We start from the raw sequence: 21,908 nt of genomic DNA on the forward strand, positions 1-21,908 counted from the left end.
CACGCTGTTGACGTGCCATCAGAGGAGCTGTACCCGGGCGACATCAAGTCGGTGCTGCTCTCCGAGGATCAGATCCAGGCACGGGTCGCCGAGTTGGGCGCCCAGGTGGGTGCGGACTACCGCGACACCATCGCCGCCAACGACCAGGACCTGCTGCTGGTCACGGTGCTCAAGGGCGCCGTCTTCTTCGTCACCGACCTGGCCCGTGCGATTCCGGTGCCGACGCAGCTGGAGTTCATGGCCGTCAGCTCCTACGGCTCGTCGACGTCGTCGTCGGGCGTGGTGCGAATCCTCAAGGACCTCGACCGCGACATCAATGACCGCGACGTGCTGATCGTCGAAGACATCGTCGATTCGGGCCTGACGCTGTCGTGGCTGCTGCGAAACCTCGCGACCCGCCACCCGCGGTCGTTGCGGGTGTGCACGCTGATGCGCAAACCCGACGCGGTGCGCGACGACGTCGACATCACCTACGTCGGCTTCGACATCCCCAACGAGTTCGTCGTCGGCTACGGGCTGGACTGGGCCGAGCGCTATCGCGACCTGTCCTACATCGGCACGCTCGACCCGAAGGTGTACGAGGAGTACTAGCGCGAAACGGAATTCCAGTACCGAAAGTTCGAGAAGAGGCGTGCTGGAATTCCGTTTCGCGGGGAGGTGGACGATATGACCGGCACTGCGCTGCGGATCTGCCCGTTCTGCGAGGCCACCTGCGGGCTGACGCTGACGATCGAGGACGGCCGGGTGACCGGGGCGCGCGGCGACCGCGAGGACGTCTTCAGCGCCGGGTTCATCTGCCCGAAAGGCGCGAGCTTCGCCGAGCTGGACAACGATCCCGACCGGCTGTCGCGGCCGATGGTGCGGCGTGACGGCACGCTGACCGAGGCGACGTGGGAGGAAGCCTTCGCGGTCGTCGCGGCCCGGCTGGGCGAGGTCATCGGCGAGCACGGCGGGGCGTCTGTCGGCGTGTATCTGGGCAACCCCAACGCGCACACCGTCGCGGGCAGCCTGTACCCGCCGCTGATCATCCGCGGGCTCGGTACCCGCCAGGTGTTCTCCGCCAGCACCCTGGACCAGATGCCCAAACACGTTGCGCTGGGCCTGATGTTCGGCAGCCCGGTGGCATTCACGGTTCCCGACCTCGACCGCACCGACTACTTGGTGATCATCGGCGCGAATCCTCTTGTCTCGAACGGAAGTTTGGCCACCGCGGCCGACTTCCCCGGCAAGTTGCGCGCTCTACGCAAGCGCGGCGGCCGGCTCATCGTGATCGATCCGGCCCGCACCCGCACCGCGGAAATGGCCGACCGGCACATCGCTCCGCGGCCGGGCACCGACGGTGCTCTTCTGTTCGCCGTCGTTCACGTGCTGTTCGAAGAGGGCCTTGTCGCAACGGAACTCGGCGGTATAGCAGACTATGTCAACGGCGTCGACGACGTCCGCGCCCTGGCGGCCGGATTCCCGCCGGAGGCTGTCAGTGACCACTGCGGCGTGCCTGCCGACGACATCCGGACGCTCGCCCGCGACCTTGCAGCGGCGCCGACGGCGGCGGTGTACGGCCGAATCGGTACGTCGACAGTCGAATTCGGCACGCTAGGCAGCTGGCTGGTCGACGTCATCAACATCCTGACTGGGAACCTCGACAGACCCGGCGGGGTGATGTTTCCGCTCGGACCCGCGATGCCTGCACCACGGCCGCCGAAACCTGGCCGTGGCTTCAAGACCGGTCGCTGGCACAGCCGGGTCTCCGGATATCCCGAGGCGCTGTCCGAAATGCCTGCCGCCGCACTGGCCGAGGAGATCGATACACCCGGCGAGGGACAGATCAAGGCGATGATCACCATCGCAGGCAACCCCGTTCTGTCGGCACCCGACGGGGACCGGCTCGACAAGGCGCTCGACGGTGTCGGGTTCATGCTCAGCATCGACCCGTACCTCAACGAAACCACCCGGCACGCCGACGTCCTCCTGCCCCCGCCGCCGCCGTCGCAGAGTCCGCATTTCGATTTCGCTCTGAACAATCTCGCGGTGCACAACAACGTTCGCTATTCACCGCCGCCGCTACCGCTCGACGGGCGCCCCGACGAGGCGGAGATCCTGTCGCGCATCGCCTTGATCCTCTACGGGATCGGCGCCGACGGCGACCCGTCGCTGGTCGACGAACAGGTCATCGCGACGACGCTGGCCAAGGAGACCGCCGACGCCGACTCGCCGGTGACCGGCCGTCCGGTCGACGAGCTGACCGCAATGCTCGCGGCGGGCCCCGGCTACGAACGCCGCCTCGACATGATGCTTCGGCTCGGACCGTACGGCGACGCGTTCGGTGCCAGGCCCGGTGGCCTCACCCTCGGACGGCTCAAGGCCGCACCGCACGGTATCGATCTCGGCCCGCTGGAGCCCCGGGTGCCCGAAGTGCTCCGAACACCCAGCGGCCGAATCGAACTCGCGCCCGAGCCACTGGTCGCCGACGCGACGCGGCTTCGAGAGTCGCTGGGAAGAGACGCCGACAGGTTCGTTCTGATTGGCCGACGTCACCTACGCTCCAACAACAGCTGGATGCACAACGTGCCCGCGCTGGCCGGTGGCACCAACCGGTGCACGCTGCAGATGCATCCAGACGATGTCGCCGAACTCGGATTGGCCGACACCGCCAAGATCAAGGGACCCGGCGGCGAGGTACTAGCGCCGATCGAGCCGATGCCCGGGATGCGGCGTGGGGTGGTGTCGCTGCCGCACGGGTGGGGTCACGACCGCGAAGGCAGCAGGATGGATGTCGCTGCCGGCCGCCCCGGCGTCAACGTCAACCAGCTCAACGACGGACGTACACTCGACCCGTTGTCCGGCACGGCGGTTCTCAACGGCATCCCCGTCGATATCGCCCCCGCGGACTAGGCGACTAGGTCAACTCCCAGATCACCGTCACCGAGAAGGTGACACTCTGCTGGCCGGGCTCCAGCGGCACTGCCTCCATGGCTGCGCGCGGCATCGGTGTGGGCGGCGGAATCGGCGGCGTCGTACCCGCCGACTCAGAGATCGAAATGACTTTGCCCAGAGTCATTCCGGCCAACAGGGCGTACTGCTCGGCACGGTCCTTCGCGTCGTCGAACGCGCGCGTTCGGGCATCCTTGACGAGTTGAGAATCGTCCTCGATCGAGTAGCTCACCGAGTTGATGCGGGTCGCGTCACCGCCCGTGGTGCCGATCACGCCCAGCGTCGAAGATGCGGCGTCCAGCCTGCGGATCTTCACGTTGATCGAGTTGTTGGCCTGATACGCGATGATCGACGGTGTGTCGCCGCCGCCGAACTGCGGTTGCAGGGTCACATTCGTGGTGCTGATGTCGGCCTTGTCGATGCCCGAACCCACCACCGCATCGATGACGGCCTGCTGACGCGTACTCGCCTGGTTCATCGCGGCGGTGGCATCCGACGCCGTGAACTCGATCGAGGCGTTGACCGTCAACATGTCGGGCGTGCCCTGTACCTCGCCGGTGCCCACGACAGTGACCTGCCTTGTGTCGGCGTCGGGGGTCGGGATGATCGACGGCCCCGACTTCGACTGCGCGTCGCACGCCGACAGGCCGACGACGGTCATCCCCGCCGCGGCGAGAACGATCAAACGGGTCGCAAGTTTCGCTCTCGCTGCGATCGGCATGCCTGGCAGCCTAGAACACCCTTCGGTCAGACCAAGCCGAGGCGCTCGAGGTCGGCCGCGTACTTGCCGATCAACGAGTCGGTGACGTGGGGGATGTCGCCGTCGTCGCCGACGCCTGCCGCGCGCACCGCGGCGCGGAACCCGTCGGCCGGTGCGATGGCGCCGAGTATCGGCCGCTCCGGCTTGCGGTATGCGTCCAGCAGTGGCAGCACGCTCTGGCGCCGCTTGGTGTCGGGCAGTGCGGTCAGCGCGGTTTCGAACCGGTGGAACCAGTCGTCATGGTCGTCGATGCGGGTGATCGGATGGCCTGCAGCGATCAGCCAGTCGACGAACGTGTCCAACGAGACGCCGTCGTCGTACGGGTTCATCACGTCGAACGACCGGTAGTCGTCCGTCGGCTTCGCCGCCAGCGTGACAATCGACTCGGCGACGAAGTCGACTGGCAGCCCGTCGTAATGGGCCCGCTGCGGACGCCCGTCGGCGTCCCGCTCATAGAACGAGCCCGGCGCGATGCCGGTCACCAGAACGCTCTGCAAGAGCCGCGTGAAGGCGTCCGGCACGTTGAGCTGCCCGGCGTATCGGGTGTGGGCAAGGATCATGTCGGAGCGGAAGACCGCGACAGGCAGGCCGCACAGGTCGTGCGCCTCCCGCAGCAGGACTTCGCCTGCCCACTTGCTGTTCGCGTAACCGTTCGCATACGAGCTGTCGACGGGCCGGACCGGGCTGACGTCGCGGATGTCGCCGTCCTCGACGAAGTCGCTGGCCGCGACCGACATCGCGACCGCGACGGTCGACAGATACGTGACAGGTTTGATCTGTGCCGTGATCGCCAGCCGGATGATCTCGGCCGTCCCCACCACATTGGGGCCGAACTCCTCGCTGTAGGGCAGCACGTGGTTGACCAGCGCCGCCGGATGAACGATCTGATCGACGTTGTGGGCCAGGCGATCCCACGTCGCGTCGTCCACGCCCAGCTTCGGCTCGCCGATATCGCCCGCGATCACCTCGAGGTGATCGGCGGCCAATCGCCGGAACCGGGTGAGAAGGTCCGGGTCGCCGCTGTCGTAGGCCGCATCGAGCCGAGCGCGGGCGGCGGTTTCGTCGTGACCACGCACGACGGTGATCACCGTGCCGCCGTTCTGTGCCGCCCGCTCGAGCAGTTCGAGCGCGAGGAAGCGTCCCAACCAGCCGTTGGCTCCGGTAAGCAGAACGGTCTTCGGTTCGCCGGTCACATAGGCGATGGACGGGGCGGCCGCCAGCGTCTCGGCGTCGATGAACTTGTCCAGGGTGAGCTCGTCGGCCCGCACAGAAGTGGCACCCCGGCCATGCACGCTCGCGAATGTCGGTCGCTTCGAGCCGAATTCGCGTTCGGCGTCGATATATTCGGCCAGCTGTCGCAGGTTGCTTGTCGGACCCACGATGACGCCGACTGGCACGTCGACGCCGAGGACGTCACGCAGCAGGTTGGCGAACGTCAGTGCCGACAGCGAGTCACCACCGAGATCGGTGAAATGTGACTCGGGGCCGACTTCGACGTCCGTCGAGCCCAGCACCGTCGAAGCCGCCGACACGACGCTGTCGATCACGGGGCGGTCCGCAGCGTTCTCGCGCAGTGCGCGCAACTCGTCGACACGTGCCGCCGCGAGTTCGGCGTAGAGCTGCTCGAGGCGCTGGCCGTATTGCTCTTTGAGCCTGGGGCGCAGAATCTTTCCCACCCCGGAGAGCAGCCCGCTTGCGGCGGTGAACGGGTGGGTCTCGATCAGGAAGTCGGCGGGCACCTCATAGGACTGCAGTTCCGCCGCGCGTGCCGTTTCCCGCAGGGAGTCGGTCAGTGCCGACTTGAGGCCGCTTGTGTCGTCGCCGAACCGCGCCAGCGCTTCTGGCGTCGGAACGATGACTGCGAGCAGGTTGGCCCGCTCGCTGTTGCCGTAGACGAAGATCTGGCGCACCAGCGCCGCGCCCACGAAGATCGCCTCCAGCTTCGCGACAGCGACGAACTCGCCCTGCGACAGCTTGAGTACATTCTTGCTCCGGTCGACATACCTGAGCCGGTCCGGCCCGAGCTCGGCCATCACGTCTCCGGTGCGGTAGTAGCCGTCGGCGTCGAACACCTCCGCGGTGACCTCGGGGCGCTTGTAGTAACCGGGCATCATCGTTTTGGTCTTGATGAGCAGTTCACCGCGCGGGTACGGCGTATCGGTGAGGAAGTAGCCGAGCTCGGGGACGTCGACGAGCTTGTAGTCGATGACCAGGGGGCGGATCACCGTCTCGTCATTGATCGCCCCGCCGATCTCCGTCGTGCCGTAGCCATCGGTGATGTGGGTATCCAGCACCGAGTCGATGAACGTCTTCATTTCCCTCGCCAGCGGCGCGGTCCCGACGAACCCGCCGATGACACGTCCGCCGAGAACCTTTTCGCGCAGCTCTGTCGCCGCGGCCGCTTCGGCTTGCTCCGCGGTGGCGCCGTCGGCGGCCAGGCGGTCGACGGCGCTGCGGTACCGCTGGAAGAGCATGTCCACCACGCGCGGCACGAGTGCCAGGTCGGTGGGGCGCACAAGAGCCCAATCCTCGAACAACGTCGAAAGATCGGACTCCGGAACGAAATAGCTTGTGCCACCGGCACGGAACGACGACACCAGCGGCAGCCGCCCGCCCAGATGGTTGAGCGGCATGAAGTTGACGTTGACCACCGGGACATCGCCTGTCGACGCGAACGTCGAGGTCCAGAATGTCGCCAACGTCCGCTCGGTGATCATCGCGCCCTTCGGCGCGCCGGTGGAGCCGGACGTGTACAGAATCATCGCGAGCCGGTCGGCGCTGCCACCGGTGTACGCAGGTTGGTGCGGCAGCGACTGGCCGCGCTCGACGACGTCGGTGAGTGTGTGGACGGTTACGGGCAGGCCCGCCTCGCGCAGCCGGGCTTCGGCCCTTTCGAGGCTCTCGCGCTGATCGTCGACCGCAGGATCGAAGTCGAAGATCAGCAGTCGCCGCAGCGACCCGCTCTCTGCCGCCGCCTCAACGGCGAGATCCAGGTATTCGGCGCCGACGGCGATCACCTTCGGCTCGGTCTCGGCGATGATCGGCCGCAGCTGTGAGGCAGGCGCATTGTGTTGCAGCGGAACAGAGACCAGTCCGAGGTACGAGCAGGCCAGGTCGACCATCAGGTACTCAGGACTGGCGAAGCCGATCGTGGCGACGAAGTCGCCGGGGTTCACCGGAGCGGCGTGGTCCGTGTGCAGCGCGGCGGCCAGCGCTGCGACACGATCCCACAAATCGCGGTAGCTGACCGTCTCGAAGCTCGGCAGCAGCCGGGTCGAGACGCGCCCAGTCGCCTTGTCGGTCAACAGCTCCCGCGATCTATAGCCGAGGGCGGGTCGCTCGGCATAGCCGTCGACCAGGGTCTGCAACACCTCGGTCAGCCGCAGCCCCCGCGCGGTTGCCGCTTCGATCACGGCGGGGTCGGGACGGGCGTTTCGAAACTGCTCGTCGTTCGCGTAGAGGTCGGCGATTCTGTCGTTCATGGTGGTCACCATCTAGCCTTTCGCACGCAGGTCTAGTTGGAGAAGGGCGTTGCACCACTGAGGAATTCCGCCGCGCGCCTGTGAGGCTCGGCACACAGCGGAATTCAAGGAACTCTCAGGCAGTTACCAGCGACACGGGATGGGCGTATCGCTCATGGCCGCTCCACTCCACGGAGGAATCCCAGCAGGATTTTGTTGACCTCATCGGGGCGCTCCTGCTGCACCCAATGCCCAGCGCCGTCGATCATCTCTACGGTGTAGGGGCCTGCGACAACCTCACCGGCACGGGCGGGGTTCATGGTTGGAGCTATCGGGTCGGCGGTGCCGCCGACGAACAGCGCAGGCACTTCGATGCGGGCATCCGCCAACTGCGCGGTGGACTGCCAGTTGCGGTCGTAGTTGCGGTACCAGTTCAAGGCACCGGTGAATCCGGTCCTGCTGAACTCCGACACGTAGTACTCGAACTCGGCCGGGCTGATCCAGTGGGGCAGGGGCGACGGCCCGCCCAGCAGTCCGGCGAACATTCCGCTCATGGTCGAACGAACATCGGCGGCCATCTCGGCGTCGGCGAGTCCGGGCTCCTGAAAACGCAGCATGTAGAAGTCGTCGCCGAACTTCTGTCGCCAGCGTTCGGTGGGCCGCGACCTGGCCCGGGGAATGGGCGGCACGCTGATGCCGGCGACGGCCCTGACCCGCCCGGGATGCAGCAGCGCGGCCTGCCACACCACCATGGCGCCCCAGTCGTGGCCGACGAATATCGCCTGCTCGGCACCGACCACGTCCAGCAGGCCGATCAGATCGCCGGTTAGGGCATGGATGTCGTAGTCCTCGACGGCCTCGGGCCTGCCGGAGCCCCCGTAGCCGCGCTGGTCAGGCGCCAGCACGTGGTAGCCGGCCTGCGCCAGCACCGGAATCTGATGGCGCCAGGAGTAGGCCAGTTCGGGGAAGCCGTGGGCGAGCACGATCACCGGCGCCCCTCGTTGCCCCGCTTCGATCACTCGCAACCGCACACCGTTGGTCTCGACGGACCGCTCGGTGGAGGTGAGCACAATCCCAGCCAAGCACAGCGCCCGTCGCGAAAGAAGTGGCCCGCCGGCCGGCCGCCGGCGAGCCGTCGGGAACCGCCGCACGTTGGTCTAGCGGTAGCCTTGACATTTCCAGCTGCACGTATTGGAAGGACGTGGCCCTGCAGGGCCGATGCCGAATGAACCGGAAAAATGTGATCCGCACGCTCACCGTCATCGGGGTGGTGCTGTTGCTGGGCTGGTCGTTCTTCTACTTCAGTGACAACACCCGCGGCTACAAGCCCGTCGACACCTCGGTGGCGATGGCCCAGATCAACAGCGACAACGTCAAGAGCGCCCAGATCGACGACCGCGAACAGCAGGTGCGTCTGGATCTGAAGAGCGGCAACGGCGACACCGAGGACAGCGACAAGATCATCACCAAGTACCCGACCGGGTACGGGGTGGACCTGTTCAACGCGTTGAGCGCGAAGAACGCCAAGGTCAACACGGTTGTCAACCAGGGCAGCATCCTCGGCTCCCTGCTCATCTATCTCCTGCCGCTGCTGCTTCTCGTCGGCCTGTTCGTGATGTTCTCCCGCATGCAGAGCGGCGGCCGGATGGGCTTCGGCTTCGGCAAGTCGAAGGCCAAGCAGCTGGGTAAGGACATGCCGAAGACCACGTTCGCCGACGTGGCAGGTGTCGACGAGGCCGTCGAAGAGCTCTACGAGATCAAGGACTTCCTGCAGAACCCGACCCGGTATCAGGCGCTCGGCGCCAAGATCCCCAAGGGCGTGCTGCTCTACGGCCCACCCGGCACCGGCAAGACGCTGCTCGCCCGCGCCGTCGCCGGTGAGGCAGGCGTGCCGTTCTTCACCATCTCCGGCTCGGACTTCGTCGAGATGTTCGTCGGCGTCGGCGCGTCCCGCGTCCGCGACATGTTCGAGCAGGCAAAGCAGAACAGCCCGTGCATCATCTTCGTCGACGAGATCGACGCGGTCGGCCGTCAGCGTGGCGCAGGCATGGGTGGTGGCCACGATGAACGCGAGCAGACGCTGAACCAGCTGCTGGTGGAGATGGACGGCTTCGGTGAGCGCCAGGGCGTCATCCTGATCGCGGCCACCAACCGGCCCGACATTCTCGACCCCGCTCTGCTCCGGCCCGGCCGGTTCGACCGGCAGATCCCGGTGTCCAATCCCGACCTCGCCGGCCGCCGCGCGGTGTTCAAGGTGCACTCGCAGGGCAAGCCGATCGCACCCGACGCCGACCTGGATGGGCTGGCCAAGCGCACAGTCGGCATGTCCGGAGCCGACCTCGCGAACGTGATCAACGAAGCCGCCCTGCTGACCGCCCGCGAGAACGGCACCGTAATCAGCGGTGCCGCGCTCGAGGAGGCCGTCGACCGCGTGGTTGGCGGTCCGCGGCGCAAGAGCCGCATCATCAGCGAGCACGAGAAGAAGATCACCGCCTACCACGAGGGCGGGCACACCCTCGCCGCGTGGGCGATGCCGGACATCGACCCGATCTACAAGGTGACCATCTTGGCGCGCGGGCGGACCGGCGGACACGCGATGTCCGTGCCCGAGGACGACAAGGGCCTGATGACCCGCTCCGAGATGATTGCGCGGCTGGTGTTCGCGATGGGCGGACGCGCCGCGGAGGAGTTGGTGTTCCGCGAGCCGACCACCGGCGCCGTTTCGGACATCGAGCAGGCCACCAAGATCGCCCGCGCGATGGTCACCGAGTACGGCATGAGCAGCAAGCTGGGCGCGGTGCGGTACGGCACCGAGCATGGCGATCCGTTCCTCGGCCGCACGATGGGTACGCAGGCCGACTACAGCCACGAGGTTGCCCAGATCATCGACGACGAGGTGCGCAAGCTCATCGAGGCCGCGCACACCGAGGCGTGGGAGATCCTCACCGAGTACCGCGACGTCCTCGACACGTTGGCCGGTGAGCTGCTCGAGAAGGAGACGCTGCACCGCGCCGAACTGCAGGCGATCTTCGGAGACGTGAAGAAGCGCCCAAGGCTGACCATGTTCGACGACTTCGGCGGACGAATCCCGTCCGACAAGCCGCCGATCAAGACGCCCGGTGAACTCGCGATCGAACGCGGCGAACCGTGGCCCAAACCGGTGCCCGAGCCCGCGTTCAAGGTCGCGATCGCCAAGGCCTCCGCCGCCGCCGCCGAAGCATCTGCGGCGAACGGCTCGAACGGTGCGGGCAGCAACGGAAGTCCGAACGGCCCTACGCAGCCCGACTACGGCGCACCGGCCGGATGGCACGCACCGGGCTGGCCACCGCAGTACCCGCCGCAAGGTCAGTACCCGCCGCAGGGTCAGTACTCGCCGCAGGGTCAGTACCCGCCGCAGGGTCAGTACCCGCCGCAGGGCCAGTGGTATCCGCCGCCACCACCTTCGCCGCCCTATCCGCCCTATGGCCACTATCCGTATGCCGCCGGGCACCAACCGCCGCACCGCGGACCGACCGGAGCGCCCCCGCCCGACGATGACGACGCGGGCCAGGAATCGAACCGGCCGAAGCCGCCGACCAATGGCTGATACTCGACGGAGGCTCCGATGACGCAGCCGCACAACAACTCTGCGGCGACCTTGGCTGCGGAGAAGTTCGACCAACCGCGAGCCGAGGCGGCGATCCGCGAACTGCTCATCGCCGTCGGCGAGGACCCGGACCGGCACGGCTTGGAGGAGACCCCGGCCCGTGTCGCCCGCGCGTACAAGGAGATGTTCGCCGGGCTTTACATAGATCCGGATTCGGTGCTGAACACCACGTTCGACGAGCAACACGACGAAATGGTGCTGGTGAAGCAGATCCCGATGTACTCCACCTGCGAACACCACCTGGTGGCGTTTCACGGGGTGGCCCACGTCGGGTACATCCCCGGCGTGGACGGCCGGGTGACGGGACTGTCGAAGATCGCCCGCCTGGTCGACCTGTACGCGAAACGGCCGCAGGTGCAGGAACGGCTCACCGCTCAGATCGCGGATGCGTTGATGCGCAAGCTGGATCCGCGCGGGGCGATCGTCGTCATCGAGGCCGAGCACCTTTGCATGTCGATGCGCGGTGTGCGTAAGCCGGGGGCGACGACGACAACCTCTGCCGTGCGCGGGCAGTTCAAGGCCGATGCGGCATCCCGGTCCGAGGCGCTGGATCTCATCTTGCGCAAGTGAGCCCTACACACGTGCGGGTGATGGGAGTCGTCAACGTCACCGACGACTCCTTTTCCGATGGAGGGCTGTTCCTCGACCGTGACCGCGCCGTCGAACACGCAATGGCGCTGGCCGCCGACGGCGCGGCGATCATCGACGTCGGCGGCGAGTCGACGCGCCCCGGCGCCACCCGCATCGACGGCCGTGTCGAGTCCGCACGCGTGCTGCCGGTGATCAAAGAGCTTGCCGGACAGGGGCTTACCGTAAGCATCGACACGATGCACGCAGATGTCGCTGCGGCGGCGCTCGAGAACGGGGCGCAAATCGTCAACGACGTGTCCGGTGGGCGGGCCGACCCGGACATGGCCCGTGTCGTCGCCCGCGCCGGGGTGCCCTGGGTGCTGATGCACTGGCGCTCGGTCAGTGCGCAGCGCCCGCACGAGGTACCGCCCTACGACGACGTGGTGGCGCAGGTACGCACCGAACTGCTCTCGGCGGCCGACGCCGCGGTGAAGGCGGGCGTGGACGCGGCCAACCTGATCATCGATCCCGGACTCGGGTTCGCAAAGACCGGTGAGCACAACTGGGCGCTGCTGCGCGCGCTGTCGGAATTCGTCGACACCGGAATCCCGGTGCTCGTCGGGGCGTCGCGAAAGCGTTTCCTCGGAGCCCTTCTGGCCGACGTCGACGGCGAACCCCGTCCGCCGGACGGCCGCGAGATCGCTACCGCGGTGGTGTCTGCGCTCGCCGCCCAGCAGGGTGTGTGGGGGGTGCGGGTGCACGATGTGCGAGCATCGGTCGACGCACTGAAGGTCGTTGAGGCGTGGACGAATGCGGAGTGCGATGGCTGATCGAATCGAATTGCGCGGCTTGACCGTTCGTGGAAACCACGGCGTATTCGCAGAAGAGCGACGGGACGGTCAGGACTTCGTCATCGACATCACGGTGTGGGTCGATCTGGCGACGGCGGCTGCCAGCGATGACCTCGCCGACACGCTCGACTACGGCGCACTCGCCCAACGGGCCGCCGACATCGTGGGTGGACCTGCGCGCAATCTGATCGAGACGGTGGCGGGCGAGATCGCCGAAGACGTGATGTCCGACGAGCGGGTGCAGGCCGTCGAAGTGGTCGTGCACAAGCCCGCCGCCCCGATTCCGCTGAACTTCGCCGACGTCGCCGTCGTGGCACGACGGTCCCGTCGCGGAGGCCGCGGAGGTACGAGTTGAGGGTCGTGTTGTCCATCGGGTCGAATCTCGGTGACCGGCTGGCCCGGTTGCAGTCGGTTGTCGACGGGCTCGGGTCGGCTCTGCGTGCGGTTTCCGCGGTCTACGAGACCGACGCGTGGGGCAGCGTGGAACAGGGTCCGTTCCTCAACGCCGTGCTGATCGCCGATGACCCGCAACGCGATGCCTACGGCTGGCTGCGCCGCGCGCATGAGTTCGAGAACGCGGCCGACCGGGTCCGTGATCAACGTTGGGGTCCGCGGACGCTCGACGTCGATCTCCTCACGTGTCATGACGGCGAAACCGAGGTGATCCTCCGCGACAAAGACCTCACGTTGCCGCACCCGTATGCACACCAGCGCGCCTTCGTGCTGGTTCCGTGGCTGGACGTCGACCCCGACGCCGAACTGACCGTGGCCGGCGAGCGCCGACCGGTCGGCAAACTGCTGGCCGATTTGGACACCACCGAACGTGACGGAGTGCGTCTGACCGGGCTGGTGCTCGCCTGATGGGCCCGACCCGCAACCGCGACCTGACGGCGGCGACGGTGATCGCGGCCGTCCTCGGCTTTGTTTTGGTGACGGTGCTCTACCGGTGGTTTCCACCGATCACGGTGTGGACCGGCTTGTCGTTATTGGCGGTGGCCGCCGCCGAGGGTGGCTGGGCCTTCTATGTCCGGTCGAAGATCAGCGACGGCCAGATCGGTGACGGGCCTGGCTGGCTGCATCCGTTGGCCGTCGCACGTTCGGTGATGATCGCCAAGGCTTCAGCCTGGGTCGGAGCAGTGGTGCTCGGGTGGTGGGCCGGGGTGCTGGTCTATCTTTTGCCACGGCGCGGCACGCTGCGCATCGCGGGCGAGGACACGGCCGGGGCGGTCGTTGCGGCGGTGAGCGCGCTTGCCCTGTTGATCGCCGCGCTGTGGCTACAACATTGCTGCAAGTCACCGCAGGAGCCGCCGGAGAACGGCGAAGGCGCCGCGGAGTAGCTGGACGACACTAGCGGATCGCGAATCGCCGCGATGCACGACACGCGCAGTGACCTGTGACCGGTACAGTCGGCCCATGACCGTGTTGACCCGTGGTGCCCGGCCGCGGCGCAGCGGTCGAAGGCCGGGTTGGCTGCTGTTAACGGTGTTGCTGGTACTCGCAATCATGGCGAGTTCGGCACTGGTGTTCACCAGCCGGGTGGAGTTGCTGAAGCTCGCGGTGATCCTCGCGTTGTGGGCCGCGGTGGTGGCCGCCTTCGTGTCGGTCATCTATCGACGGCAGAGCGACGTCGATGCGGCCAAGGCGCGCGATCTGAAGCTGGTCTACGACTTACAGCTGGACCGTGAGATCTCGGCACGACGCGAATATGAGCTGACGGTCGAATCGGAGTTGCGTCGCGAACTGTCCACCGAGATACGCGCACAGGCTGCCGACGAGATTGCCGCGCTGCGCGCCGAACTCGCCGCGCTACGGGCCAATCTCGAATATCTCTTCGACGCAGACCTGAGCCACCGGCCGGCGATCGAGACCGAACAAGGGCCGGTGCGGCCCGGCCGGATCACCGTCAGCCGAATCGACACCGACGAGGGACCCAATCTTCGGACCGAAGAGAACCCGATCATCGATGTCTCCGCCGAACCCCACGCGCCGGAACATGAATGGTCTCCGACGGCCCTGTTCGGCGGTGCCCACCGCAGGTCGTCAGAGGCCGAGCCGACCGCGGAGGAGCGGCTGGCATGGGCGGCCGAGCAGCGCGCAGCAGAACACCGCGCCGCCGAGGAGCGTGCGGCCGCGGAGCAGCGCGCCGCAGCCGACCAACGGGCGGCCGAGCAGCGGGCCGCGGCCGAGCAGCGGGCGGCGGAGATGAGGGCCGCCGAACAACGGATCGCGGAGCAGCGGGCCACCGAACAACGCGCAGCGGAAGAACGGAAGGCCGAGGAGCTGGCGGCCGAACAGCGCGCGGCAGAGGAGCGCGCAGCCGAGGAACGGCGTGCCGCTGAGGAGCGACTGGCGGCCGAACAGCGCGCGGCAGAAGAGCGGGCCGCGGAAGAACGCGCCATCGCCGAGCAGCGGGCTGCCGCGCAGCGCGCCGCCGAGGAGGAGGCCGCCAGGCAGGCCGCGGCGGCCCGCTGGCAGCCCGCGCCTGCCGACGGCGAGTGGCTCCCGCCCGGCGCTCCCGGCAGCAACTGGTCGCCGTCTGCCGAGGAGAACGGAACAGCCGACGAGTACGTCGGCCGGCGACGCGCCGCCGAGCCTGCGATGTCGACACCACCCGGCGACGTGAATCGGGGACGCCACTCGGCCCCGCCCCATGCCACCGACCCCGGGCGACCGCAACCACCGATCCCCACGCTGGCGACACCACCCGCGCCATCCGCTGCTGAACCGACTCCGCCCGTTGCGCCCGCGGACGACGCCGCACCGCGTCACCGCAGTCTCGACGACGCGGAGTCGACCGGTGGCCATTCCGTCGCCGAGTTGTTGGCGCGACTGGAAGTCGGCTCGGCGGGCGGCGGGCGTCGTCGTCGTCGCGAGGAGTGAGTTAGTCTCTTACCGACCGTCCGGTACCAGCAACGTAGGACTGGAACGAAACACAGATCTCGCGAGGCCCTCTGCAATGGAGCAGTCACCGACGCAAGCGTGGGGTCCCCAAGACGCACCTATGCGTCCGGCGCGGCTCTCGGTCGGAATCATTTCCGCAGGGCGCGTCGGCAGCGCACTCGGCGTGGCACTAGAGCGGGCAGGCCACGTGGTGGTGGCGTGCAGTGCGATATCACAAGCCTCCCTGCAGCGCGCGGAGCGCCGGCTGCCCGACACAGCGGTTCTGCCCGCGCATGAGGTGGCGGGCCGCGCGGAACTGCTGCTGATCGCGGTGCCCGATTCCGAACTGGCTTCTGTGGTGTCCGGCCTGGCCGCCACCCATGCCGTGCGGCCCGCAACGATCGTCGTGCACACCTCGGGGGCCAACGGTATCGCGGTGCTGAACCCGCTGACCGAACAGGACTGCATCCCGCTGGCCATTCATCCGGCGATGACATTCACCGGTGCCGACGAGGACATCGCCCGATTGCCCGACACCTGTTTCGGCGTCACCGCCGCCGATGACATCGGCTATGCCGTCGCGCAGTCGCTGGTCCTCGAGATCGGCGGCGAACCGTTCCGGGTCCGCGAGGACGCCCGGCCGCTCTATCACGCGGCCCTTGCCCACGCCAGCAATCACGTGGTCACGGTTCTGCTGGACGCCGTCGAGGCGCTGCGGGCCGCCCTGTGGGGTCAGGAGCTACTCGGCCAGGAGCTTGTCGGCGACGGTCCCGGCGGCATCGCCGAGCGGGTGGTCGGCCCGCTGGCGCGGGCGGCGATGGAGAACGCGCTGAACCGGGGCCAGGCCGCCTTGACCGGGCCGGTCGCACGCGGTGACGCGGGTGCGGTCGCCGAGCATCTGCGAGCCCTGGCCGAAGTGGATCCCGAACTGGCGCAGACATATCGGTCGAACTCGCTACGCACCGCGCAGCGTGCACACGCTCCCGACGACGTCTTCGCCGTGCTGGATGACAAGGGGTCGGCGTGACCCTTCGAAAGCCGCCGAAATTCGCCGCGGGTGAGCTCAATGTCTACCGCTCGCCCCGCGAGGTATCAGATGTGACGCGCGCGCTTCGCCAGGCCGGACGACGCGTCATGCTCGTGCCGACCATGGGCGCACTCCATGACGGGCACCTCACTCTGGTGCGGACCGCCAAGCGGGTGCCGGGCTCGGTTGTGGTGGTGTCGATATTCGTCAACCCGCTGCAGTTCGGTGCGAACGAAGATCTCGACAAGTATCCGAAGACGCTCGAGGACGACCTCGCCAAATTGCGCGCCGAGGGCATCGAGATCGCTTTCACCCCGACCGCGGCGCAGATGTATCCGGACGGGCCGCGCACCTCGGTACAGCCAGGTCCATTGGGCGCCGAGCTGGAAGGCGCCTCGCGGCCCACGCATTTCGCGGGTGTCCTGACCGTTGTGCTCAAGCTTTTGCAGATCGTCCGACCGGACAGGGCGTTCTTCGGGGAGAAGGACTACCAACAGCTCGTGCTGATCCGTCAGATGGTCGAGGACCTGAATGTCGACGCCGAGATCGCCGGCGTGCCGACTGTCCGCGAACCCGACGGGCTGGCGATGTCGTCGCGCAACCGGTACCTCAGCGACGTCGAACGCGAGCAGGCAGGAGCGCTGTCGGCGGCGCTGCTGGCCGGAATGTACGCCGCATCGACCGGCACACCCGCTGCGCTGGACGCCGCGCGCGCGGTGCTCGACGAGGTGCCCGCCATCGATGTCGATTACCTGGAAGTGCGCGACCCCGGGCTCGGACCCGCGCCTGCCGAGGGTGCGGCGCGCATGGTGCTGGCGGCGCGACTTGGCAACACCAGGCTGCTCGACAACATCGCGATAGACGTCGGGACCACCGCGGGTACCGACGGACAACGACCGGTCGGGTCTGACGGCAACCATGAATTGCCATGGAGGAATTGATGTTACGGATGACGGTGAGCTCGTGCTGTTAGCGATCGACGTCCGCAACACCCATACCGTCGTCGGCCTGATCTCGGGATCGGGCGATCACGGCAAAGTGGTGCACCAGTGGCGGATCCGCACTGAAACCGAGGTGACGTCTGACGAACTTGCGTTGACCATCGACGGCTTGATCGGCGACGACTCCGAACGACTCACCGGCGCATCAGGGCTGTCGACCGTGCCCTCGGTGCTGCACGAGGTGCGCGAAATGCTCGAACAGTACTGGCCGTCGGTGCCTCACGTTCTGATCGAACCGGGTGTGCGGACCGGCATTCCGCTGCTGGTCGACAACCCCAAGGAAGTCGGAGCCGACCGGATCGTCAACTGCCTCGCGGCATTTCACAAGTACAAGACGGCCGCGATCGTCGTTGATTTCGGGTCGTCGATCTGTGTCGACGTCGTGTCGGCCAAGGGTGAGTTCCTCGGCGGCGCAATCGCTCCCGGCGTGCAGGTGTCGTCCGATGCGGCGGCGGCCCGGTCGGCGGCTCTGCGGCGTGTCGAGCTGACCCGGCCACGGTCGGTTGTCGGCAAGAACACCGTGGAATGCATGCAGGCGGGCGCCGTGTTCGGGTTTGCGGGTCTGGTCGACGGGCTGGTGTCGCGGATCCGGGAAGACATCGACGGGTTCGGCGGCGGCGACGTCGCGGTGGTCGCGACCGGGCACACGGCCCCGCTGCTGCTGCCCAACCTGCACACGGTGAGTGACTACGACCGCCACCTGACGCTCGACGGGCTGCGGCTGGTGTTCGAACGCAACCGGGACAGCGAGCGGGGCAGGCTCAAACAGCCCCGCTAGAAGAACGTGCGGATCAGGTCGACGACGCGGTCGTCGTCGTCCAGCACCGGGATCATCTGCCACTTGTCGAACGTGGTGCAGGGATGCGAGATCCCGAACCGCAGCCAGTTGCCCACCTCGACGGCGGCCTGCTGGTCGGGGCCGATCTTCAGGTATGCGTGCTGATCGTTGAGCTTGGTGACGCGGCTGCCCGGCAATTCCAGCGACACCGGCATGTCCTGGTCGAACGACACGTCGCGGCGGCCCATCGTCAGCAGGGCGAGATCATGCTCCGGTCGCGAAATCACCTGTGCCCACACTTCGAGCGCGGGCTGCAGCCCCCCGCGAAGCGGCGACGTCCGTGCGTACAGCCCGTGGTCGTGGGTGAGATAGCAGCCGCTGCGGACGACGGTGCGTACCCGCCGCCCCCCGACCGAGCCGATGCTCAGCACATCGGCGACAGTGTCGAAGTACGTGCTGCCGCCCGCGGTCGCCACGACGCTGTCGGTCTCGAACATGTCGGCCAGTCGTTCGATGGCCGACCGCAGCTGCAACAGGTAGGCGGTGATGCGCGCGAGCCCGTCGGGCGAGATGTCGTGACCGAGCGCGGCCTCGTAGCCCGCAATGCCGACCAGCCGCAGGGCGGGACACTCCGCGGCGGCGCGTGCCACCTCGTTCACGGCAGCTGCTTCGCGGACGCCGGTGCGACCCCCTGGCAGACCGATCTCGACACAGACATCGACGGGTCGGGTCGCCCCTTGGAGCCCGGAGGCCATCTGCTGCACGCCAGCCACCGAGTCCACCCAGCACACCAGCCGAAATTCGGGATCAGCGTCACACTGCGAGGCCACCCAGCCCAAGCCTGCGGCGTCCACCAGCTCGTTGGCGACTATGAAATCGCGCACACCGAATGCCCGGTAGATGCGCGCCTGGCTGATGGTCGCGACGGTGACGGCGGACGCCCCCGACTCGAATTGACGAGCCAACAACTGCGGGGCCATGTGCGTCTTGCCGTGCGGGGCGAGCTCGACGCCCCGGTCACCACACCAGCCGGCCATCGTCGCGAGGTTGTGGGAGAGGGCTCCAGCGCGGAGTACGCATACCGGCCCCGCCGCCTCCTCGCGGACCAGTTTCAGACCAGCGGAGCTGATCTGTCCGGCGGTGCGTCCCCACCACGAAGCGGGTAACCCCTTGAAACGCCAATCCAACGGCTCGTCCGCGAGAGCCCTCAGTGCCGCCGCGTTGATGGTTTCGACCATGTGTTGATTTAAGCTGGCACGTCGTGACCTCAACTGATCCACCCGACAACGCCGGAGCCGCTCGGCAGGCGACATCGGAAGAGGCCGACATCCCCGAGCAGTTCCGGATTCGTCAGGCCAAGCGTGAACGGCTGCTCGCCGAGGGGCGCGAGCCGTACCCGGTCGAGGTCGCGCGTACGCACACCCTCGCGGAGATCCGCGCCAACCACCCCGACCTGCCGGTCGACACCGAGACCGGCGACCTGGTCGGCGTCGCGGGCCGCGTCGTGTTCGCCCGTAACTCCGGCAAGCTCTGCTTTGCCACCCTGCAGGAGGGCGACGGAACCCAACTGCAGGCGATGATCAGCCTGGCCAAGGTCGGGCAGGAATCCCTCGATCGATGGAAGTCGGATGTCGACCTCGGCGACCTCGTCTTCGTCCACGGCGAAGTGATCAGCTCGCGGCGCGGCGAATTGTCTGTGCTTGCTGATTCCTGGCAAATAATCTCCAAGGCGCTTCGGCCGCTTCCGGTCGCCCACAAGGAATTGAGCGAGGAGTCGCGGGTCCGACAGCGCTACGTCGACCTGATCGTGAGACCTGAAGCCAGGACGATTGCCCGGCAGCGGGTGGCGGTCGTGCGCGCAGTGCGTTCTGCGCTGGAACGGCGCGGCTTCCTCGAGGTGGAGACCCCGATGCTGCAAACGCTGGCAGGAGGGGCCGCCGCTCGGCCGTTCGTCACGCATTCCAATGCGCTCGACGCCGACCTCTACCTCCGCATCGCACCGGAACTTTTCCTGAAGCGTTGCGTGGTCGGTGGTCTGGAGAAGGTTTTCGAACTGAATCGCGTGTTCAGAAACGAAGGCGCCGATTCCACACATTCGCCTGAATTCGTGATGCTCGAGACATACGAGGCGTATGGGACATATGACGATTCCGCCAGGATGACTCGCGAAATAATTCAAGAGGTAGCCGACGAGGCCATTGGTACCAGGATGGTGCCATTGCCTGATGGCACGACCTACGACCTCGACGGCGAATGGGCGACGATCCAAATGTATCCATCGTTGTCCGAGGCGCTCGGTGAAGAGGTCACTCCCCAGACGCCTGTCGCGCGGCTACTCGAATTCGCCGACCGGCTAGGTGTCGAGATGCCCCGTGACCGTGGCTATGGGCACGGGAAAATGGTCGAAGAGCTCTGGGAGCACACCGTCGGCGACGACCTCTGGGCGCCGACTTTCGTCCGCGATTTCCCCACCGAGACGACCCCGCTCACCCGCGCTCACCGCAGCATTCCCGGCGTCACCGAGAAGTGGGATCTGTACATCCGCGGTATCGAGCTCGCGACTGGATATTCCGAACTCATCGACCCTGTGGTGCAGCGGGAAAGATTCGCTGCCCAAGCCCGCGCCGCGGCGGCCGGCGACGACGAGGCGATGCTGCTGGACGAAGATTTCCTCGCCGCACTCGAGTATGGGATGCCGCCGACAACCGGTACCGGAATGGGCCTCGACAGGTTGTTGATGGCGCTGACCGGACTGTCAATTCGAGAGACGGTTTTGTTTCCGATTGTTCGCCGACAGAGCAACTGAACGGCACTTCGCAAACCCCTCTTGTTGAATGGCCTGCCCCGATATGGCACATTGGGGCAAGGTTTCAACATGGAGCTGGGCACTATGTGCCAGTCAGAAGGGTCGTGTGGGCTAAATGGCAAAAAAGGTGACCGTCACCCTCGTCGATGATTTCGACGGAGAAGGTGCGGCCGACGAAACGGTTGAATTCGGCCTCGACGGCGTGAGCTATGAGATCGACCTTTCGTCAAAGAATGCCTCGAAACTGCGGGCCGATCTGAAGCAGTGGGTGGACGCCGGGCGTCGCGTCGGAGGCCGCCGCCGGGGGCGGTCGGCAGGCACGGGAAGGGGCCGCGCGGCGATCGATCGCGAGCAGAGCGCAGCGATCCGCGATTGGGCAAGGCGCAACGGCCACAACGTGTCCACCCGCGGTCGGATCCCCGCCGACGTCATCGACGCTTTCCACGCCGCGACGTAACTCGGGCAACGGAATGCGGCGTTGCCATGACACGGAAGCCCGATCCCGCACCGGCCCGGGCTTTCGCTAGCGGCGAACTTGTAGTGGCGACGCCGCGGAAACGAATGACCCCGCCCGGGCGTTGGTCATTCAAGTCACCGGGAGCAGGGCGAATAGCGAACTATTACGCAACTCGGTCTCTTGTTGGCGAAGGACAGCCAAGCAAGGCACCCGGGGCGGCCGCCCATTAGAGTGGATGGCAGGTACGTCGCGGCGTTCAGCCACACGCGCACCGACCTAGATGGAGAGCAGGTAACACCGATGTTTGAGAGATTCACCGACCGCGCCCGCAGGGTCGTCGTTCTGGCTCAAGAAGAAGCCAGGATGCTCAACCACAACTACATCGGCACCGAGCACATCCTGTTGGGCCTCATTCACGAGGGTGAGGGCGTAGCCGCCAAGTCGCTGGAGTCGCTGGGCATCTCGCTGGAAGGCGTGCGCAGCCAGGTCGAGGAGATCATCGGCCAGGGACAGCAGGCTCCGTCCGGCCACATCCCGTTCACCCCGCGCGCCAAGAAGGTTCTCGAGCTCAGCCTCCGCGAGGCGCTGCAACTCGGCCACAACTACATCGGCACCGAGCACATTCTCCTCGGCCTGATCCGTGAGGGCGAAGGCGTGGCCGCCCAGGTCCTCGTCAAGCTGGGCGCCGAGCTGACCCGCGTGCGTCAGCAGGTCATTCAGCTGCTGAGTGGCTATCAGGG

Annotated in this window: 19 protein-coding genes; 15 read left to right on the plus strand and 4 right to left on the minus strand. The window is 67.0% G+C overall.

Going from position 1 to position 21,908, the window contains the following annotated elements; all coding sequences use genetic code 11:
• Positions 1-12: 12 nt before the first annotated feature.
• Positions 13-591 carry a hypoxanthine phosphoribosyltransferase gene (gene hpt / locus QOJ24_RS13835; RefSeq protein WP_526262051.1) on the plus strand — a complete coding sequence of 193 codons (579 nt, stop codon included), beginning with the start codon at positions 13-15 and terminating at the stop codon, positions 589-591.
• 75 nt (positions 592-666) lie between these two features.
• Positions 667-2,892 (plus strand): molybdopterin-dependent oxidoreductase, encoded by a 2,226-nt coding sequence (locus QOJ24_RS13840; RefSeq protein ID WP_526262053.1) that lies wholly within the window; start codon positions 667-669, stop codon positions 2,890-2,892.
• Between the two features lie 4 nt (positions 2,893-2,896).
• Here QOJ24_RS13840 and QOJ24_RS13845 read toward each other — a convergent pair whose 3' ends face one another.
• The 3 genes from QOJ24_RS13845 to QOJ24_RS13855 form a co-directional block, all read right to left on the minus strand.
• Positions 2,897-3,652 carry an SIMPL domain-containing protein gene (locus tag QOJ24_RS13845; RefSeq protein WP_526262055.1) on the minus strand — a complete coding sequence of 252 codons (756 nt, stop codon included), beginning with the start codon at positions 3,650-3,652 and terminating at the stop codon, positions 2,897-2,899.
• 26 nt (positions 3,653-3,678) lie between these two features.
• A complete protein-coding gene (car, locus tag QOJ24_RS13850) occupies positions 3,679-7,173 on the minus strand; it encodes a carboxylic acid reductase (RefSeq protein WP_526262057.1) in 3,495 nt (1,164 codons plus the stop codon).
• A gap of 152 nt (positions 7,174-7,325) precedes the next feature.
• Positions 7,326-8,222: an alpha/beta fold hydrolase gene (locus tag QOJ24_RS13855; protein ID WP_526262059.1), complete on the minus strand. Its 897-nt coding sequence runs from the start codon at positions 8,220-8,222 to the stop codon at positions 7,326-7,328.
• Positions 8,223-8,377: 155 nt separating this feature from the next.
• Between QOJ24_RS13855 and ftsH the strand changes: the two genes are divergently transcribed.
• The 10 genes from ftsH (at position 8,378) to QOJ24_RS13905 (ending at position 17,905) form a co-directional block, all read left to right on the plus strand.
• On the plus strand, positions 8,378-10,738 hold the full coding sequence (gene ftsH / locus QOJ24_RS13860) for an ATP-dependent zinc metalloprotease FtsH (RefSeq protein WP_526262061.1): 2,361 nt from the start codon (positions 8,378-8,380) through the stop codon (positions 10,736-10,738).
• A gap of 18 nt (positions 10,739-10,756) precedes the next feature.
• On the plus strand, positions 10,757-11,368 hold the full coding sequence (folE, locus tag QOJ24_RS13865; protein ID WP_526262063.1) for a GTP cyclohydrolase I FolE: 612 nt from the start codon (positions 10,757-10,759) through the stop codon (positions 11,366-11,368).
• Positions 11,365-12,198, plus strand: a complete 834-nt coding sequence (gene folP, locus QOJ24_RS13870) for a dihydropteroate synthase (protein ID WP_526262065.1) — start codon at positions 11,365-11,367, stop codon at positions 12,196-12,198. The genes folE and folP overlap by 4 nt, the downstream gene beginning before the upstream one ends.
• Complete coding sequence (folB, locus tag QOJ24_RS13875; RefSeq protein ID WP_526262067.1) at positions 12,191-12,574, plus strand: dihydroneopterin aldolase; 384 nt, start codon at positions 12,191-12,193, stop codon at positions 12,572-12,574. Before folP ends, folB begins: the two co-directional genes overlap by 8 nt.
• Positions 12,571-13,080, plus strand: a complete 510-nt coding sequence (folK, locus tag QOJ24_RS13880; RefSeq protein WP_526262069.1) for a 2-amino-4-hydroxy-6-hydroxymethyldihydropteridine diphosphokinase — start codon at positions 12,571-12,573, stop codon at positions 13,078-13,080. Before folB ends, folK begins: the two co-directional genes overlap by 4 nt.
• Complete coding sequence (locus QOJ24_RS13885; RefSeq protein WP_526262070.1) at positions 13,080-13,556, plus strand: DUF3180 family protein; 477 nt, start codon at positions 13,080-13,082, stop codon at positions 13,554-13,556. Before folK ends, QOJ24_RS13885 begins: the two co-directional genes overlap by 1 nt.
• 76 nt (positions 13,557-13,632) lie before the next feature.
• Complete coding sequence (locus QOJ24_RS13890; RefSeq protein WP_526262072.1) at positions 13,633-15,099, plus strand: DUF6779 domain-containing protein; 1,467 nt, start codon at positions 13,633-13,635, stop codon at positions 15,097-15,099.
• 121 nt (positions 15,100-15,220) lie between these two features.
• Positions 15,221-16,126, plus strand: a complete 906-nt coding sequence (locus tag QOJ24_RS13895) for a Rossmann-like and DUF2520 domain-containing protein (protein ID WP_526262074.1) — start codon at positions 15,221-15,223, stop codon at positions 16,124-16,126.
• Positions 16,123-17,067, plus strand: a complete 945-nt coding sequence (panC, locus tag QOJ24_RS13900; RefSeq protein WP_526262076.1) for a pantoate--beta-alanine ligase — start codon at positions 16,123-16,125, stop codon at positions 17,065-17,067. The genes QOJ24_RS13895 and panC overlap by 4 nt, the downstream gene beginning before the upstream one ends.
• Positions 17,068-17,089: 22 nt before the next feature.
• Positions 17,090-17,905 carry a type III pantothenate kinase gene (locus QOJ24_RS13905; protein ID WP_526262078.1) on the plus strand — a complete coding sequence of 272 codons (816 nt, stop codon included), beginning with the start codon at positions 17,090-17,092 and terminating at the stop codon, positions 17,903-17,905.
• Here the strand turns inward: QOJ24_RS13905 and QOJ24_RS13910 are convergent.
• Complete coding sequence (locus QOJ24_RS13910; RefSeq protein ID WP_526262080.1) at positions 17,902-19,143, minus strand: alanine racemase; 1,242 nt, start codon at positions 19,141-19,143, stop codon at positions 17,902-17,904. The genes QOJ24_RS13905 and QOJ24_RS13910 overlap by 4 nt on opposite strands.
• A gap of 89 nt (positions 19,144-19,232) precedes the next feature.
• Between QOJ24_RS13910 and lysS the strand changes: the two genes are divergently transcribed.
• From lysS to QOJ24_RS13925, 3 genes are all read left to right on the plus strand, one after another.
• On the plus strand, positions 19,233-20,711 hold the full coding sequence (lysS, locus tag QOJ24_RS13915) for a lysine--tRNA ligase (protein WP_526262090.1): 1,479 nt from the start codon (positions 19,233-19,235) through the stop codon (positions 20,709-20,711).
• Between the two features lie 115 nt (positions 20,712-20,826).
• Complete coding sequence (gene lsr2, locus QOJ24_RS13920) at positions 20,827-21,168, plus strand: histone-like nucleoid-structuring protein Lsr2 (protein WP_526262082.1); 342 nt, start codon at positions 20,827-20,829, stop codon at positions 21,166-21,168.
• Positions 21,169-21,468: 300 nt separating this feature from the next.
• A partial coding sequence (locus QOJ24_RS13925) for a Clp protease N-terminal domain-containing protein (RefSeq protein WP_526262084.1) occupies positions 21,469-21,908 on the plus strand: 440 nt, incomplete at its 3' end.

It is taken from the genome of Mycobacterium sp. (genome assembly GCF_032159775.1).
Lineage (GTDB): Bacteria > Actinomycetota > Actinomycetes > Mycobacteriales > Mycobacteriaceae > Mycobacterium.